Source organism: Haemophilus pittmaniae (genome assembly GCF_900186995.1).
Classification (GTDB): Bacteria; Pseudomonadota; Gammaproteobacteria; order Enterobacterales; family Pasteurellaceae; genus Haemophilus_D; species Haemophilus_D pittmaniae.
The window spans coordinates 1,299,203-1,316,004 of the sequence record NZ_LT906463.1 but is presented as its reverse complement, the minus strand read 5'-3'; the positions used below and the strand labels follow the sequence as shown (position 1 = coordinate 1,316,004).

Annotated in this window: 15 protein-coding genes, 1 tRNA gene and 1 riboswitch; of the genes, 6 read left to right on the top strand and 10 right to left on the bottom strand. The window is 42.8% G+C overall.

All coding sequences use genetic code 11. The features are described 5' to 3' along the window. Positions 1 to 7: 7 nt before the first annotated feature. The 8 genes from thiQ to ompA all read right to left on the bottom strand — a co-directional run bounded on the left by thiQ (position 8) and on the right by ompA (position 7,021). Positions 8 to 643 carry a thiamine ABC transporter ATP-binding protein gene (gene thiQ / locus CKV74_RS06510; protein ID WP_007242134.1) on the bottom strand — a complete coding sequence of 212 codons (636 nt, stop codon included), beginning with the start codon at positions 641 to 643 and terminating at the stop codon, positions 8 to 10. Beyond that, positions 636 to 2,246 carry a thiamine/thiamine pyrophosphate ABC transporter permease ThiP gene (gene thiP / locus CKV74_RS06505; protein WP_095176901.1) on the bottom strand — a complete coding sequence of 537 codons (1,611 nt, stop codon included), beginning with the start codon at positions 2,244 to 2,246 and terminating at the stop codon, positions 636 to 638. The genes thiQ and thiP overlap by 8 nt, the downstream gene beginning before the upstream one ends. 7 nt (positions 2,247 to 2,253) lie before the next feature. Continuing rightward, a complete protein-coding gene (thiB, locus tag CKV74_RS06500) occupies positions 2,254 to 3,264 on the bottom strand; it encodes a thiamine ABC transporter substrate binding subunit (RefSeq protein ID WP_007242080.1) in 1,011 nt (336 codons plus the stop codon). A gap of 40 nt (positions 3,265 to 3,304) precedes the next feature. After that, positions 3,305 to 3,395, bottom strand: a riboswitch (TPP riboswitch). Positions 3,396 to 3,594: 199 nt separating this feature from the next. Further along, positions 3,595 to 3,924 carry a Grx4 family monothiol glutaredoxin gene (gene grxD / locus CKV74_RS06495; protein WP_007242119.1) on the bottom strand — a complete coding sequence of 110 codons (330 nt, stop codon included), beginning with the start codon at positions 3,922 to 3,924 and terminating at the stop codon, positions 3,595 to 3,597. A gap of 69 nt (positions 3,925 to 3,993) precedes the next feature. Then, on the bottom strand, positions 3,994 to 4,791 hold the full coding sequence (locus CKV74_RS06490) for a TPM domain-containing protein (RefSeq protein WP_007242130.1): 798 nt from the start codon (positions 4,789 to 4,791) through the stop codon (positions 3,994 to 3,996). Then, positions 4,784 to 5,233 (bottom strand): TPM domain-containing protein, encoded by a 450-nt coding sequence (locus CKV74_RS06485; protein ID WP_007242132.1) that lies wholly within the window; start codon positions 5,231 to 5,233, stop codon positions 4,784 to 4,786. Before CKV74_RS06485 ends, CKV74_RS06490 begins: the two co-directional genes overlap by 8 nt. A 10-nt stretch (positions 5,234 to 5,243) precedes the next feature. Continuing rightward, positions 5,244 to 5,825 (bottom strand): LemA family protein, encoded by a 582-nt coding sequence (locus CKV74_RS06480; RefSeq protein ID WP_007242137.1) that lies wholly within the window; start codon positions 5,823 to 5,825, stop codon positions 5,244 to 5,246. Between the two features lie 101 nt (positions 5,826 to 5,926). After that, positions 5,927 to 7,021 carry a porin OmpA gene (gene ompA / locus CKV74_RS06475; protein ID WP_007242135.1) on the bottom strand — a complete coding sequence of 365 codons (1,095 nt, stop codon included), beginning with the start codon at positions 7,019 to 7,021 and terminating at the stop codon, positions 5,927 to 5,929. 497 nt (positions 7,022 to 7,518) lie between these two features. Between ompA and ydiJ the strand changes: the two genes are divergently transcribed. The 3 genes from ydiJ to hemH are packed head-to-tail and all read left to right on the top strand — an operon-like array spanning position 7,519 to position 11,989. Beyond that, positions 7,519 to 10,599 (top strand): D-2-hydroxyglutarate dehydrogenase YdiJ, encoded by a 3,081-nt coding sequence (gene ydiJ / locus CKV74_RS06470; protein WP_095176900.1) that lies wholly within the window; start codon positions 7,519 to 7,521, stop codon positions 10,597 to 10,599. A gap of 2 nt (positions 10,600 to 10,601) precedes the next feature. Beyond that, on the top strand, positions 10,602 to 11,018 hold the full coding sequence (locus CKV74_RS06465) for a hotdog fold thioesterase (protein WP_007242114.1): 417 nt from the start codon (positions 10,602 to 10,604) through the stop codon (positions 11,016 to 11,018). Next, entirely contained in the window at positions 11,015 to 11,989 is a 975-nt protein-coding gene (gene hemH / locus CKV74_RS06460) for a ferrochelatase (RefSeq protein ID WP_095176899.1), read from the top strand. Before CKV74_RS06465 ends, hemH begins: the two co-directional genes overlap by 4 nt. A gap of 227 nt (positions 11,990 to 12,216) precedes the next feature. Here hemH and CKV74_RS06455 read toward each other — a convergent pair whose 3' ends face one another. Then, complete coding sequence (locus CKV74_RS06455; RefSeq protein WP_007242083.1) at positions 12,217 to 13,278, bottom strand: porin; 1,062 nt, start codon at positions 13,276 to 13,278, stop codon at positions 12,217 to 12,219. A 206-nt stretch (positions 13,279 to 13,484) separates the two neighbouring features. Beyond that, positions 13,485 to 13,949, bottom strand: coding sequence for a ribonuclease HI (gene rnhA / locus CKV74_RS06450; RefSeq protein WP_095177141.1), 465 nt, complete (start codon positions 13,947 to 13,949; stop codon positions 13,485 to 13,487). 59 nt (positions 13,950 to 14,008) lie between these two features. On the opposite strand from rnhA, the gene dnaQ reads away from it, so the two are divergent. The 3 genes from dnaQ (at position 14,009) to der (ending at position 16,585) form a co-directional block, all read left to right on the top strand. Then, on the top strand, positions 14,009 to 14,779 hold the full coding sequence (dnaQ, locus tag CKV74_RS06445) for a DNA polymerase III subunit epsilon (RefSeq protein ID WP_007242106.1): 771 nt from the start codon (positions 14,009 to 14,011) through the stop codon (positions 14,777 to 14,779). Positions 14,780 to 14,864: 85 nt separating this feature from the next. Then, positions 14,865 to 14,941, top strand: a tRNA-Asp gene (locus CKV74_RS06440). 117 nt (positions 14,942 to 15,058) lie between these two features. Beyond that, positions 15,059 to 16,585, top strand: coding sequence for a ribosome biogenesis GTPase Der (der, locus tag CKV74_RS06435; RefSeq protein ID WP_007242127.1), 1,527 nt, complete (start codon positions 15,059 to 15,061; stop codon positions 16,583 to 16,585). Positions 16,586 to 16,802: the final 217 nt, after the last annotated feature.

Below are 16,802 nucleotides of genomic sequence, written 5' to 3'. Positions count from 1 at the left end.
TTCCCCGTTAATTATCTAAGATCCGTCCGTTATGTAAACGAAGTACAAGATCGACGGATTGACTAATTTCCTGCGGTTGGTGAGTCACCAACAGCAGGGTTAATTGCTTTTCATCGCAAAGTTGAAAAATTAATTGCTGCATTTCTTGGCGCAATTGTGGATCTAGTGCGGAAAAAGGTTCATCCAGTAATAGGATCGGTTTATCGCGTAATAAACAACGAGCCAACGCAACCCGTTGTTTTTGCCCGCCAGATAATGCTGTCGGCTGACGCTTTAAAAAATCCCCTAACCCTACGGCCGCTGCGGCATCAACTACAAGTTGCTGCTCAGTCGTATTCAACGATAAATTGGGTTTTAAGCCCAGGGCTATATTTTGCTCTACGGTTAAATGGGTAAATAAATTATTCTCCTGAAATAACATGGAAACCGGCCGTTGATGTACTGCGCTACGACTATGATCTTCGCCATTCAGTAGAATTCGCCCGGAGTCAGCATATTCAAAACCGGCAATTAAATTAAGCAAGGTGCTCTTGCCTGCCCCGCTTTCTCCGATCACTGCTGCTTTTTCACCACGGGCTAATTGCAAGTCAAAGCACATTTGCATTTCTTTATAGGCAAATTTTACTTGGTGTAACTCAATCATATTGCCCTCCTTTATTGCGTTCGATAAAAATAAATAACAGCACGCACAACAATAATAAAATCAATGCTGTAATTGCTCCGTCCTCCGTGCGATATTGGCCAATCTGACGATACAGCAGCGCCGGTAGCGAAGTAAAATCCGGACTACCAAATAAGGCAATCGCGGTAAAATCCCCTAGGGATAAGGTGGCCACTAAAGCAAAAGCATATTTTAAGGCCGGTTTTAATAACGGATATTCCACCAAACGCCATCGACTATAGCCACGTAAGCCCAAGGATTGACACAAATGTTCATAGGATTGCAGATTACGCCACATCGGTGGATGCAAAATCCGCAATACAAAGGGCAATGCAGCCAACGCATTACATAGCGCAACCAAACCAAAAAGCTGCCAATTGGTAAGTTCCCTGTCTTGCAACCAAATAAATAATCCCACCGCCAAAATGAGCGTTGGAATCGCTAACACTACCATGCCGGCAGTTAATAAGGTGTTTGCAGCCGTCATCTGATTCAGCCACATCAATCGCCGCACCGTAAACAAAATAGCTATTCCTAGGGTTAGCGCAAGAATTGCTGCCGTTGGCGCCAAACTTAAGGAAAAGCCTAATGCCTGCCATAGGTCCTTATTAAGTAAGGCGTTCCACCAATTTGAGGCGCGTATCCCCTGCCACACAATATGTAGCAAGGGCGTAAAAATAAACAGTAAAAATGGCAAAAATAACATCCAATGCAAGCATATCTGAGCCGGTTTGGCTTTAGGCTTCCAAATATAACGTGTGGAAAGATGGCTTTCCGGCGGTGGACTGAAAAACTGCAAGATACTAAACAAAATCGCCCCAAGGACAAATTGTACCAATGCAAAAAGTGCCGCTTTTGGTAAATCAAACTCAAAGAAGATCGCCTGATACACAGCCACTTCCAACGTACTGTATTGGGGGCCGCCGCCAAGTGCCAACACAATCGTAAAACTACTGAAGCAGAGCAAAAAAATCAGCGCAAAAGTAGGTAATAATTGAGTTTTCAGATAAGGCCATTCAATTAAACGAAAAAAATTACAGCCACGAATATTCAGTTGGGCCGCCAGACAACGTTGCTCTGAAGGAATTGCTTCAAGTGCTTGCAAGCCGACCTTCGCGGCTAAGGGAATATTGAAAAAAAGATGTGCCAAGAGGATTCCTGTCAGGCCATACAAACGAGGTTGCCAATCCAAACCAAACCATTGGCATAATTCTGTCAACCACCCTTGTTGACCATAAATGCCTAACAGTCCAAAAATGGCAATCAATGCCGGTAACACAAAAGTGAGGGAAAATAACCGTAATATAAAAGCCTTTCCGGGAAATGATAGGAAAAATAATATGCGCGCCAGCAGCCCACCCAATAGCACCGATAACAAGGCTGATAAGGCTGCTTGCGTAAGGCTAAATCGGATTACCCGATGAAGATATGCATCCTCCCATAAGCTATGCAAAGAGGCTTCCTGTCCAACGGTAAAAAGCGTCCCTAAAGCCCCCGCATACAAGCTAAAAATGGCGATGATCACCACGCTTCCGAGCAATACCTCCGGTAAGCGAAAGCGTGGGTTAGCAAATAATGACAACATGCATTAATTACTGCGACAACGCTTTTTGCCATTGATTAATGAGTTTTTTCAATTCAGCTCCATCAATCTTTGAGGTATCAAAAATTTTAGCATTGCGGGTTTGTTCCGCCAGAGCGTCTATGTGAGGTTCAATTGTGGTTTTAATAACCGGTAACATCACATTTTTTTTCGCTAAATCGGCTTGTGCCTGCGGTGTTAAAAGGAAATTCAAAAAGGCATCGCTACATTCTGCCGGGGCATTTTGGGTTTTCGCCACCACTTCGATTTGCAATACACCACCTTCTGGGAAATCAGTTGCAGCATAATGGGTTTTATTTTCAGCTAAGCGATGATAAATCGGGGAAGTATTTTCACTTAATACCAAATCGCCCTCCCCTTTTAAAAAGGCACCATAGGCTTCGGTCCAGCCTTTAGTCACGGTCACCGTGTGTTTTTGCAAGGTTTGCCACGCCTGTGCCGCCTCTTGCGGATTTGGATACACTTGATTTAGCCACAACAATAGACCACGCCCAATACTGCTGGTACGTGGATCCTGATAAAGAATTTTTAATTCTTGGTTATTGATTAATTCCTGAAAACTTTTTGGTGGATTGGCAAGTTTATTTTTATCGTAAATAAACGCATATTCCGCAAAATCATAAGGTAAGAAGGTTTGATTTTGCCATTTTAATGGCAATGCCAAGGCATTCAAATCGACCTTATTCGGTACAAATACAGCCAGTTTTTCAGCCTCATCAATTTGGTGTTGATCGAGCCCCAATACGATGTCGGCTTTGAGTTTTTTGCCTTCCAAACGAACCCGATTAAATAAGGTACCGTTATTATCGAAGGATGTGTAATTAACCTGGCATTGCGGATAAGCCTTTTCAAAGGCACTTTTAATCTGTGGACCAGCGCCCCAATCTGCCGAAAACGAATCATAGGTATAGACGTTTAAGGGCTGTGGTTGTGCGGCAAAAGATTGCAAAGGAAGAATGGATACGGTAAGTAATACGCTGAGTTTCTTTAGATTTTTCACTATGTGCTCCTTGTTGAAGATGAAAAAAGAAACAGCATAATGAACGATTAGATTAGTTTCCTACGCCAGCATTATCTGTCTCAGGTTCACGGGTATTTCTCAGCCATCATCTGACACCCCGACTAACAGTGACAAAGTCTAACGAAAGCGGGCATCTGAGACAAGCGCTTTTAGAAAAAAATGTTAAAAATTTGTTTTTAAAATCAATTCTAATAAAATCAATGAGTTACATGTGATTTTTAAGAAAACTCTGAAAATCATAGGGGCGTTTGCCATAACTTTGAGCAATAAAAAACGCCGTGATATCAATGACGGCGTTCTTTGGCTTTATTATGCGTTTTTATGGCGTTCGGCAACTTCTTTCAACAACGTTTGTAATTCGCCGGCTTGGAACATTTCCAACACGATGTCGCAGCCGCCGATTAACTCACCTTCAACCCATAATTGTGGGAAGGTTGGCCAATTTGCATAGCCCGGTAATTCAGCACGAATATCCGCGTGTTGCAGAATATCAACATAACCAAATGGTACGTTACAATTAATCAACGCTTCTACCGCACGCGCAGAAAATCCACAAGCAGGTAATTTAGGCGAGCCTTTCATGTAGATTAAAATTGGGTTTTCAGCGATCTGCTTTTTAATTTTCTCTAAAGTTTCCATAATGTTCCTTGTGATGTAAAAAGAGCGTGCATTCTATCACAAGATAGAAGTCGAGTGAAAGAGTAGGTTTTACCAACTACCGCCGGCTCCACCGCCACCAAAACCACCTCCGCCGAAGCCTCCACCGGATGAGCCTCCGCCAAAACCGCCTCCGAAGCCTCCACCAAAACCATCACCATTATTATTGCGTCGAGAGCGGCCAACTTGACGAATAATTTGTTCCAATTGATCACGTTGCGATGGGCTAACATAAACTTCATTTTTATGATATTGATATTCACCAAATGCGACAAAAGTAAAAAATACCAGGATCATCAGCAATGGAATATATTGATCGAATGTGCTTTCTTCTTCCGCTTGGTAAGCACCATATTCACCTTGGCTAGCCGCAATGATGGCATCTAAACCATCGCTAATACCTTGTGCGTATTGTTCCTGCTTAAATTGCGGCAAAATCGCATTGCGAATGACCGAAGATAAAAAAGCATCGGGCAATACGGCCTCCAAACCTTGCCCGGTAGCGATAAATACCTTGCGATCATTTTTCGCAATAAGCATCAATACGCCATTATTGAGTTCCTTACGGCCGATCCCCCATTTATCGCCTAATGCAAAGGTATATTCAGCAATTTCATATTCATTGGTTGTCGGTACTAATACGACAGCTATTTGTGAACTGGTTTGTTGGCCATAGTGAATTAGTTTATTTTCCAATGTTTGCGTTTCTGCTGTAGTGAGTGTTTTCGTGTAATCATTCACATAATGAAACGGGCTAGGTTTTGGTGGAAAATACGCTGCCTGACTGGAAAAACTCAGCACAAAACAAAGCAGAAAAAAGCCAAAAATCTTCTTAACAGCATTATTCATGGACAATTACCTCATTTGGTAATTCGTTTTGATCATTTGCCTGAATAGGAAAATGTTTAGCTAACACATCAGTAATTCGTGCAATGGCGGCAACAATCCCGGCAGTGTATTGGCGCTGTTTAAAATCAGCGGTCATTAAGTCACATTGAGTTTGCCAGTAGGCCGCATCAAGATGCTGATCAATACCCTGATCGCCGATAATGGCACATAGGTGCTGCTTATAGTTGAGATAAATTAATACACCATTTTTCTCAGCAGTATTTGCCATATTTAATTCATCAAAAACCTGTAATGCTCGCTCCATCACAGATAAATCGCGACTTGCTTTGGGATATTTACGTTCGATATAAACCCGTAGCTCGGCTGAGGTGTGGCTTTCAAGGCGACTAATAGCCGCCTCGATTTGCTTTTTATCCACGGGAATGCGTGAGAAAAATCCCATGATTGGATCCTTAGTTAAAATTCACAACCGGTGCATTTTCCGCACCTGCAGCTGCTTTAAAATAAGGTTTAGCTTTAAAGCCAAAGAGCATTGCAGTAATTTTTGCTGGGAATTCGCGCACTTTTTGGTTATATACTTTAGCCGCTTCATTAAATTTATTACGCGCTACATTAATGCGGTTTTCAGTGCCTTCCAATTGTGCCTGTAAATTCATAAAACCTTCATTGGCTTTCAATTCTGGATATTGCTCAACGGTTACCAATAAACGAGATAAGGCAGATCCGACCTGATTTTGATTTTGTTGGAATTGTTCTAATTGCTCTTCCGTTAAATTGGATGGATCAATTTGAGTTTGAGTGGCTTTAGCGCGGGCTTCGATCACATTGGTTAAGGTTTGTTGCTCAAAATTGGCCTGTCCTTTCACCGTATTCACCAAGTTAGGAATTAAATCGGCACGACGTTGGTAGGCTGATTCCACGTTAGCCCAAACAGCGTCAATTTCGGTTTCAGCTTTAACTAAACCGTTATAGCTGGACATTAAAGTCATTCCAATGGCAACCGCTGCCACAATAATAGCAATCCACTTTTTCATATAAAGTTCCTATAAAATGAACGATAAATTACATATAAAGAAAAGACCTAAACCGAAGTTTAGGTCTTTCTACGTTATGCTTTATTTCGCAAAGGTATTAATTATTTAGTACCGTTTACTGCGATTTCAACACGACGATCTGGTGCTAAACAAGCGATAAGAGCTTTACGACCTTTAACTGCGTCACAAGTTGCGCCAGTTACAGGGTTAGCTTTACCGTAACCTGTAGCAGTGATGTCTTGTGCAGCAACACCTTTAGCTACTAAGTAGTTAGCAACGGTGTCAGCACGATGTTGAGATAATTTTAAGTTAAATTTTTCAGAACCGATGCGGTCAGTATAACCAGCAACAGCTACTTTAGCGCTTTTAACTTGAGCGATTTCGCCGTAGATACCGTCTAAAGCACCTTTAGCTTCTGGTTTTAAGTTTGCTTTACCGAAAGCGAAAGTTACATCAGAGTTCAAGCTGAAAGTTTTGTTTACAACTTCAGGAGCAACTACTGGAGCAGCACCTTGACCGAAACGGTAAGATAAACCTGCAGTTACAGAACCGATCCATGGAGCGTAATCTACGCGATCACCATTTTGATCTTTTAATTTACCAACTTTGTTAACCCATTGGTATTCAAGACGTAATGCTAACTCTGGAAGAGATGGTAATGCATACTCTAAACCAGCAGCGAACACTGGAGATGCTTTCAAGCTGTGTTCTTTATGCCATTTTTCGCCTTCTAAGTTGTAGAATTTGTAGTCAGAACGAACTAAAGCAACCCCTGCACGACCATAAACGTCTAAGCCTTGTAATGCAGAAGCAACACCGCCTAAATCATAGCTACCTTTTAAGGTTAAGTGAGCACCGTGGTTAGTGTGTTTAAGTACGTTTTGACCTTCAGCACGGAATTTAGCACGACCGAAATCATCGTAACCTAATTCTACCGCTAAACCTAAGTTGTCACGGTTTAAGATTTGGTAACCACCGAATACACCGTAAGTTACAGAGTTACGGTTGAAACCAAGCTCATACGCAACACCATTTTGTGTATATACAAAATGATCAGCTGTGTATTTGATACCATCGTGGAAAGATGCCCAACCAGCTTTAGCACCAGCGTAGAAAGTGTTTTCTTGTGGAGCTGCTTGAGCTACAGAAGCTGCGGCTAAGCCAGCAACTACTAATGCGATTGCAGTTTTTTTCATTTTGATGTCCTCTATTTAGTCATCGTAATAAGAAAAGTTTCCTTGTTTATTATGAACTTTTTTATAATAAATTCATCCTAAACATTGCTTAACTAGGGTTTTGAATTTGCCCTAACTTGTACCTTTTGACAAATTCAATTCCTTTGCATAGCCAAAGGAACGTTCAAAAGTGGGGCTATTATCCTATAAAAAAGTCAAAGATCAAACTTTTTTTGCCTATTTTGGTTATTTTGTAACCAATTAACCCCCAAAATGAACGCACATTCAGCTTATTTTATGGGTTAAAAAGAGATATTTTGTCAATCTAGCACAAATTTTCTTTTCCCTTTTTTCATCGAAAAAAACAATTTAATACACTCCAAATTCAAATAAACGAGTAAATTATACACCTTTAATTTAAAAATTCTCTTCCTTAAAATCTCCGATCAAGGTTCGACATTCAAAAGCGCTTCATATATTATCTTGCTCATTCTTTTGCTATATATAAGAGGAGTTATATGCTACCCCGTCTTGCCGCTGTTCCTCAACTTGAGCCTGTTGTTATTGACTATCTTGACGCATTAAAAAAACAACACTTCGAAGGCGATATTGCCACCGATTATGCTTCACGCCTGAGTTTAGCTACCGATAACAGTGTCTACCAACAATTACCACAAGCTATTTTGTTTCCCAAAACTGTCGCAGACGTGGTGCGTCTAACAAAATTAGCTAATCGGGAAACATACCAATCCTTAACCTTCACTCCGCGTGGTGGCGGTACCGGAACCAACGGACAATCACTTAACCACAATATTATTGTTGATCTCTCCCGCCATATGACCGAAATTCTTGAACTCAATGTGCAAGAACGTTGGGTACGGGTACAGGCTGGTGTAGTAAAAGATCAACTCAATCAATTTTTAAAGCCCCATGGTTTATTTTTTGCTCCGGAGCTATCCACCAGTAACCGCGCAACCTTAGGCGGTATGATTAATACCGATGCTTCCGGTCAAGGTTCATTACAATACGGCAAAACCTCTAATCATGTATTAGCCTTACGTAGCGTATTAATTAATGGCGAAGTGTTAGATACTGATTCGATTTCTAGCCAGCAATTAGAACAAGTTAATGATGTCCCTCAGGAACAAAGCACTAGTAAAAATTTGCCACAGCTGATTTTCAATCGTTGCAAAAAGAAACGCCAAGCGATTCTCGATGATATGCCGCAGCTGAACCGTTTTCTTACCGGTTATGATTTAAAAAATGTCTTTAATGATGATTTAAGCGAATTTAATCTCACCCGCATCATTACCGGCTCAGAAGGTTCATTGGCATTTGTTTGTGAAGCCAAACTGAATTTATTACCAATTCCGCAATATCGCACCTTAATCAATATTAAATACAATTCCTTTGATGCTGCATTGCGCAGCGCTCCTTTTATGGTAGAGGCTAATGCACTATCCGTAGAAACCGTAGATTCCAAAGTGTTGAATCTTGCCAAACAAGACATCATTTGGCATTCGGTCAAAGAGCTATTACACGAAGACGAACAAGCCCCAATTCTTGGACTCAACATTGTGGAGTTTGCCGGCAATAATAAAAGTAAAATCAGTCATCAGTTGCAAAAGTTATGCCAGGCATTGGACGAAAAAATAGCTGCCGGTAGTGATGGCATTATTGGCTATCAAATTTGTGATGATCTACCATCGATTGAGCGTATTTATGCCATGCGTAAAAAAGCGGTAGGTTTATTGGGTAACGCCAAAGGCACAGCTAAACCTATTCCGTTTGTGGAAGATACCTGCGTACCGCCACAGCATTTGGCCGATTATATTGCCGAATTTCGCGCACTATTGGATGCCCACAATCTGCAATATGGTATGTTCGGTCACGTGGATGCTGGTGTATTACATGTTCGGCCGGCACTTGACCTATGCGACAAAGAACAGGTCGCGCTATTTAAAACAATTTCTGACCAAGTCGCCGAACTTACGGCGAAATATGGCGGTTTATTATGGGGGGAGCATGGTAAAGGTGTACGTTCCCACTATGGAGAAACCTTCTTCACCCCAGAATTATGGCGTGAACTACGCTACATCAAATTCCTATTTGATCCGCATAATCGCCTAAATCCGGGCAAAATTTGCACACCGCTAGAATGCGAAGATGAGCTCTACTCCATTCTTTCGCCCATGCGAGCCGATCAGGACCGCCAAATTCCTATTGCGATACGCGATGAATTCAAAGGTGCGATGAATTGTAACGGTAACGGCTTGTGCTTCAATTTTGATCAACACAGCACCATGTGTCCATCAATGAAGGTTAGCCGCAATCGGGTATTCTCACCAAAAGGCCGGGCTGCGATGGTGCGTGAATGGTTACGCCTTATGGCTAACGAAAATGTACAACCGGAACAACTGGACTTCCGTCAATCGAAAATCAAATTAAGCGAATTCGTCGGCAAACTGCGCAATAGTTTAGGAAAACAACGTGGCGATTATGATTTTTCCCATGAAGTAAAAGCCGCGATGGATAGTTGCCTCGCCTGCAAGGCCTGTGCCTCACAATGTCCAATTAAAATCGATGTACCGAGTTTCCGCGCGAAGTTCTTCTATTTTTATCATCAACGTTATTTGCGCCCATTAAAAGATTACGTGGTTGCCAATTTAGAAATTGCTGCGCCTTGGTTGGCTAAACAACCCGGATTATTCAATCGCATTACCTCGTTGAAATTTACTCAAAATTTAGTCGAAAAAACCATCGGCATGACGGATTTACCGCTCCTGTCCCAGCCAAATTTGCAAAGCCAGCTAAATGAACAAGGTTATCAGGCGCCGAATCTCGATGCATTGGCACAAAAAAGTGCCGCGGAAAAAGCCAAGATGCTGTTAATCGTGCAAGATCCTTACACCTCTTATTATGATGCCAAAGTGGTTGCCGATTTTATTGCGCTCTGTCGAAAATTAGGCTTTACACCAATTTTGCTGCCATTCAAACCAAATGGCAAAGCCATGCACATCAAAGGCTTTTTGGGGCATTTTAGCCACATTGCTGAAAATCAGGCGGATTTTTTAAATCGCCTTGCACAATTAGATATTCCAATGGTTGGTGTAGATCCGGCCATAGTGCTGTCCTATCGGGATGAATATCAGGAAATCTTGGCGGAAAAACGCGGAACGTTCCATGTACTTACCGCCCATGAATGGCTACTTGCACAAATAAAGCAAACCGATCGGCAGGAAAAACTCCATGTGGAAGTTAAATCAAAAAATACCGAATGGCATTTCTTCCCACATTGTACCGAATCCACCCAATTACCAAACAGTCCGAAGGAATGGCAACAAATCTTTGCCGCTTTCGGGCAACAATTGGAAGTGGAAAAAGTAGGTTGTTGCGGTATGGCTGGGGTATTTGGCCATGAAGTTCAAAACCAAGAAATGAGCCACGACATTTATGCCATGTCCTGGGGCGAAAAACTTTCACGCCAAAATGCTGAATTTTGCTTGGCCACCGGCTATTCCTGCCGTAGCCAAGTAAAACGTTTTGCCCACCGTACCTTAAAACACCCGGTACAAGCATTATTAACGCTGTTGGATTAATTATGATCTGGAAAAAACAACTCAGTCTCGCACAACTCAATACAATGGGGCGCAATTGCGCCGTCGGCCATCTCGGCATTGAAATCACCGCGCTTGGTGATAATTGGTTAGAAGCCAGCATGCCCGTGGATCACCGAACCACCCAACCCTTCGGTCTATTACACGGGGGGATTTCCTGCGCCTTAGCGGAAACCCTCGGTTCCCTCGGTGCTTTTCTCACCTTAGAGGAAGGCCGCGCCGCAGTAGGACTAGAAATTAACGCCAATCATTTACGCCCGGTCAGCGCCGGCCGGGTTATTGCCAAAGCCTCACCAATTGCCTTAGGAAAAAATACCCAAGTTTGGCAAATTGACATTCGCAATGAGCAAGATAAACTTTGCTGCGTTTCAAGATTGACCCTGTCTCTGATAAATTTATGACAAAAAAAACAAAAATTGGCGTTTTATTAGCCAACCTTGGCACTCCGGATGCCGCAACTCCATCTGCAATTTCCCGTTATCTATGGCAATTTTTAACTGATCCGCGCGTGGTTGATTTACCTCGTTACAAATGGTATCCGTTGCTTAGAAGCATTATTTTACCGTTACGTTCTAAACGAATTGCCGGCAACTACCAGGCTATTTGGACACCAAGCGGCTCGCCGCTGTTGGCGATTACCCGTCAGCAGCAACAAGCATTACAACAGGCATTGTGGAGTGCCGGTGAGGATGTTACGGTAGAAATCGCTATGAGCTACGGTAATCCGTCGATGTCACAGGCCATTCAAAACCTGATGGCTCAAAATGTTGAAAAAATGATCGTACTCCCGCTTTTCCCGCAATATTCCAGTACAACCACCGGCGCTTTATTTGATGCCTTTGCAAATGCCTTGAAAAATCAACGCAATATTCTGCCCTTTGAATTTGTACATTCCTATCATTTACACCCAGATTATCTAAGCGCCCTCTGCCAATCAATTAAAGCGCGCATGCAAGAGGATGAATTTCTGCTGTTTTCCTACCATGGCATTCCATTGCGCTATGAGGAAAAAGGTGATTATTACCGTCAACATTGCAAACAAACAACCCTAGCCATCGTGGATAAATTAGGCTTAGCAGAAACCCAATGGGCCATCAGTTTTCAATCACGTTTTGGACGTGAAGAATGGTTACAACCTTACACCGATCATTTTATGCAACAGGCGGCTGCGCAAGGTATTAAAAAACTAGCGGTTATTTGTCCGGGCTTTTCCGTGGACTGTTTAGAAACGCTAGAGGAAATCAACGAAGAAAATCGGGAAATTTTCCTTTCCCATGGCGGGGAACAATATCAATATATTCCGGCGCTCAATGCCGAACCGCTGCATATCGAAATGATGAAAAACATTATTTTGCAGCATTGCCATCAATAAAGCGCACATCCATCGGACGGATTCACCTCCGCCCGATGATTCTTGACAATCCTACCTTAATATTCCAAACGCCCTACCGAAAATCAGAGTTTTTCCAAAAACAGCATCTAACCCATTGATTTTATTAGCATTAGTTTCAAAACCTAATATTAAGTGCGGAAATTACTAAAAAACAGCATAAAAAAAGGCAAGCCTCACAGCTTGCCTCATTAAATAATCCGGAAGGATTAGAAGAATACGCGCATACCTACACCGATAGCTTTATCTTTAACTTTGCTACCGTTCACGTAATCACCGTTAACGTAGGATTTAGTAACTTGGTATTTACCTTCGATGAAAGTAACTACTTGTTTGTGAAGTTTGTAGTCAACACCTAACAAGAAACCGTGGGTTTTATCTTTAGATGCACCATCTTTTTCTTGTTCGTATTTGTAGTTACCGTAGAAGTTGCTTTTATCTGCGATTACAGGGAAGCTAAAGCCTGGAGATACAAAGTAACGTCTTACAGAGTTTTCACCTTGAGCGTGTTTATCACGTGCATAACCACCGTCTACAGAAAGTACTAAATCAGCATGTCTGTAACCTAAGCTTGCTAAGAAACCGTCGGTATGTTTTTTGGTGTTGGTTAAATCTGTTTTATACACAGTACGACCGTAACCGAATTTAGCGATTAAGCCGTTTACATCATCAAATTTACCATCATAAACAGCACCGAATTGGTAACCGTTAGATACAGTACCTGATGTTACTTCATTGTGAGCATCACGTTTGTCAGCGAATTGATAGCTTGCACCAAGTTGAAGATCTTTCACACCACGATAGTCATAACGGATCGCAGAGTTTGCGTCAGTTGGAATATAGTGTTTCTTGTTAAGAAGACCGTATTCGTAGTCGTTAGCGGTGCTTAAATCATCCGCGATTAATAATTGACGACCGAAAGTCACTTCACCTAATGCTTTGTTACCTAAACCAACATAAGCACGTTTCACATAAACATCACCGAAACTATCTTCAGTACTTGATGTTTTACCGTTGAAACGAAGTTCAAAACGGCCAAGAGCATAGAAATCATCACCTAAATCGTGAGTTACTTTTAAAGCAACACGAGAACCGGCATTACGTAAACCGGAGTGAGTGTGACCTGCACCTTCTTTGTTAGTTTTTTCAAGAATTAAACGAAGGGAACCGTTCAAATCAACTTTAGTTCCTTCATTATCATAAATGACTGCAGCATTTGCGGAGCCTGCTGCGATTGCTGATACGATTAACGCTGCTAGTGTTTTTTTCATTTTGTTATTCCTTATGGTTTAACGATGCTAGATTGATTGAACTTTCCCCCACAGGAAATGTCCGCTCGCCTAGATTGGCGAGCGCATCATTACAAAAGCCTTTTTAGCTGTCAACGGGGAGTTCGAATTGAGTTATAAATATCTGATCCAGATCACACTTTTAAATACAAACAGTGTATTTTTTAGGAAGTATTGGCCAAAAAAACCTATTCGGCGAGATAGCCAATATCTTCTAATGTCGGATTTTCCGCTCCTTTTTTGGCCAATTCATCACAAATTTCATTCTCCCGATGCCCTGAATGCCCTTTCACCCAACGCCATTCAATATGGTGGCGGGCAATAGCTTGCTCCAACAATTGCCATAAATCCTTATTTTTCACCGGTTTACCGGTGCTGGCTTTCCAATTGTTTTTTTTCCAATTGAAAATCCACTGAGTAATGCCGTTTTTCATATATTGGCTATCGGAATAAAGGGTCACCGTGCAAGCTTCGGTCAGCGCATTCAACGCTTCGATCACCGCCCGCAACTCCATCCGATTATTGGTCGTTTGAAAATAGCCTTGGGAAATTTGCTTTTCATGCTGTTTATAGCGCAATAAAACACCGATGCCGCCGGCGCCGGGATTTCCCAAGCAAGAGCCGTCGGTAAAAATGTCGATTCGTTTTTGCATAAAGAAAGGGAGTTTGTGTAAAATGGCGGCCATTTTAAGGGAAAGCACAGGGCTAAACAATGATTACTAGCAATCGGCAAATCGTACTGGATACGGAAACCACCGGCATGAACCAACTTGGTGCCCATTACGAAGGCCACTGTATTATTGAGATCGGTGCGGTGGAATTAATTAACCGCAAATTTACCGGTAATAACTTTCATCTTTATATTAAGCCCGACCGCCCGGTCGATCCCGATGCGATTAAAGTACATGGCATCACAGATGAAATGTTGGCTGATAAGCCGGATTTCCGCATGATCGCCCAAGATTTTTTAGATTATATCCGCGGTGCCGAACTGCTGATTCATAACGCTCCCTTCGATGTGGGATTTATGGACTATGAATTCCGCAAATTGAATTTAGATGTCAAAACTAACGATATTTGTGCGGTCACCGACACTTTACAAATGGCGCGCCAAATGTATCCCGGCAAACGCAATAATTTGGATGCGCTATGCGATCGCTTAGGTATTGACAACAGTAAACGTACCCTGCACGGCGCATTACTGGATGCGGAAATTTTGGCGGATGTTTATCTGGCAATGACCGGCGGCCAAACCAGCCTATTTGGAGATGAAGAGCATATCATTGAATCCCAGGCCGGAAACGGCGTACAAGCCCAGCAAATCATCCGTACCGATACGCTGGATTTATGTCGTCTACAACCCAATCAAGAAGAGCTACAGGCGCATCTCAATTTATTACAAATAATCGCGAAAAAAAGCGGCAATAAAATCTCGCTATGGGAACAACGCCTCAATCCACCAACAGAACCTACGGAACATTAATGGCGATATATTGAGCGGGCAAACGCAAATGCGAAAAAAAAGATTGACGCTCCCGTGAAGCCCGATTATTATACGCGCCACTTGCGGAGTGGTAGTTCAGCTGGTTAGAATACCTGCCTGTCACGCAGGGGGTCGCGGGTTCGAGTCCCGTCCATTCCGCCAATACTACAGATATAAAATAGGCACCGAAAGGTGCCTTTTTTATGCCTCATTTTACCCGCGCGGCCACATTCGCTATAATCTGCCGTACTTTTAATCGTCCAAACAAAGAGAATCATTATGAGCACGCCTGTCGTGGCCTTAGTTGGCCGTCCCAACGTAGGAAAATCCACCCTTTTTAACCGTCTCACCCGTACTCGTGACGCGCTAGTCGCCGATTTCCCGGGATTAACACGCGATCGCAAATATGGCCAAGCCAACATTGCCGGCTATGATTTCATTGTGATCGATACCGGCGGGATCGATGGCAGCGAAGAAGGCGTGGAAGAAAAAATGGCGGAACAATCCTTATTGGCTATTGAAGAAGCCGATGTGGTGCTATTTTTAGTGGATGCCCGTGCCGGCCTAACTTCAGCCGATATCGGCATAGCCCAATATTTGCGTCAACGCACCAATAAAACCACGGTATTAGTCGCTAATAAAACCGATGGTATCGATGCCGATTCCCATTGTGCCGAATTCTACCAATTAGGCTTAGGTGAAGTGGAACAAATCGCGGCCTCACAAGGCCGCGGCGTGACCCAATTAATGGAGCAAGTATTAGCACCGCTTGCCGAAGCCATGCAACAAAATGAAGAAGCAAACGCAGAGCAAGATGAACCAAGTGATGAATGGGATGCTGAATTTGATTTCGATTCAGAGGAAGACACCGCGTTATTGGACGATGCGTTGGAAGAATCCTTTGATGAAGAACTTGAAGAAGAACGCGATAAAAATATCAAAATCGCCATTGTTGGCCGCCCGAATGTGGGCAAATCCACTCTCACTAACCGTATTCTAGGCGAAGATCGTGTGGTGGTTTACGATATGCCGGGGACTACCCGCGATTCTATTTATATCCCAATGGAACGCGATGGCCAGCAATACACGCTGATCGACACTGCCGGCGTACGTAAACGCGGCAAGGTCAATTTAGCGGTGGAAAAATTCTCGGTGATCAAAACTCTTCAAGCCATTCAAGATGCGAATGTGGTGTTGCTCACCATCGATGCTCGAGAAAATATTTCCGATCAGGATCTTTCTCTCCTTGGTTTTATTCTCAATGCCGGCCGTTCCTTGGTCATCGTGGTGAATAAATGGGATGGCTTAGATCAGGATGTGAAGGATCGCGTGAAATCAGAGCTCGACCGCCGTTTGGATTTCATTGATTTTGCCCGTGTGCATTTTATTTCCGCCTTACATGGTAGCGGTGTGGGTAACTTGTTTGATTCGGTAAAAGAAGCCTATGCCTGCGCAACACAGAAAATGACAACATCGTTGCTCACCCGCATTTTGCAAATGGCCACCGATGAGCACCAACCGCCAATGGCCGGCGGACGCCGCATTAAGCTGAAATATGCCCACCCGGGTGGCTATAATCCACCAATTATCGTGGTACACGGCAACCAAATGGACAAACTGCCCGACTCCTATAAACGCTACTTGTCCAATTATTATCGCAAGAGTTTGAAAATTATCGGCTCACCGATCCGCCTACTCTTCCAAGAGGGCGCCAATCCATTTGCCGGCCGCAAAAACAAACTCACACCAAATCAATTGCGTAAACGTAAACGTTTGATGAAATTCATCAAAAAATCCAAACGCTAGCCGAAAAAAGCCAAAATCCATCATGATTTTGGCTTTTTTATTCATCCCTAATAAAATCAATAACTTAGCATCATTTTTAAGCAAAACTTTGGTTTTGGAAGGGGCGTTTCGCGCCATAATGGCTGCTTTTTTATGCTCCCCTAATAAAATCAATAACTTAGCATCGTTTTTAAACAAAATTTTGGTTTTGCATGGGGCGTTTCGCGCCGTAATGACT

Bases quoted from the DNA above. Each gene is read 5' to 3' on its own strand.
- thiQ (WP_007242134.1), bottom strand. From the start codon at position 643: ATGATTGAGTTACACCAAGTAAAATTTGCCTATAAAGAAATGCAAATG.
- thiP (WP_095176901.1), bottom strand. From the start codon at position 2,246: ATGTTGTCATTATTTGCTAACCCACGCTTTCGCTTACCGGAGGTATTG.
- grxD (WP_007242119.1), bottom strand. From the start codon at position 3,924: ATGGAAACTTTAGAGAAAATTAAAAAGCAGATCGCTGAAAACCCAATT.
- CKV74_RS06490 (WP_007242130.1), bottom strand. From the start codon at position 4,791: ATGAATAATGCTGTTAAGAAGATTTTTGGCTTTTTTCTGCTTTGTTTT.
- CKV74_RS06485 (WP_007242132.1), bottom strand. From the start codon at position 5,233: ATGGGATTTTTCTCACGCATTCCCGTGGATAAAAAGCAAATCGAGGCG.
- CKV74_RS06480 (WP_007242137.1), bottom strand. From the start codon at position 5,825: ATGAAAAAGTGGATTGCTATTATTGTGGCAGCGGTTGCCATTGGAATG.
- ompA (WP_007242135.1), bottom strand. From the start codon at position 7,021: ATGAAAAAAACTGCAATCGCATTAGTAGTTGCTGGCTTAGCCGCAGCT.
- ydiJ (WP_095176900.1), top strand. From the start codon at position 7,519: ATGCTACCCCGTCTTGCCGCTGTTCCTCAACTTGAGCCTGTTGTTATT.
- CKV74_RS06465 (WP_007242114.1), top strand. From the start codon at position 10,602: ATGATCTGGAAAAAACAACTCAGTCTCGCACAACTCAATACAATGGGG.
- hemH (WP_095176899.1), top strand. From the start codon at position 11,015: ATGACAAAAAAAACAAAAATTGGCGTTTTATTAGCCAACCTTGGCACT.
- CKV74_RS06455 (WP_007242083.1), bottom strand. From the start codon at position 13,278: ATGAAAAAAACACTAGCAGCGTTAATCGTATCAGCAATCGCAGCAGGC.
- rnhA (WP_095177141.1), bottom strand. From the start codon at position 13,949: ATGCAAAAACGAATCGACATTTTTACCGACGGCTCTTGCTTGGGAAAT.
- dnaQ (WP_007242106.1), top strand. From the start codon at position 14,009: ATGATTACTAGCAATCGGCAAATCGTACTGGATACGGAAACCACCGGC.
- der (WP_007242127.1), top strand. From the start codon at position 15,059: ATGAGCACGCCTGTCGTGGCCTTAGTTGGCCGTCCCAACGTAGGAAAA.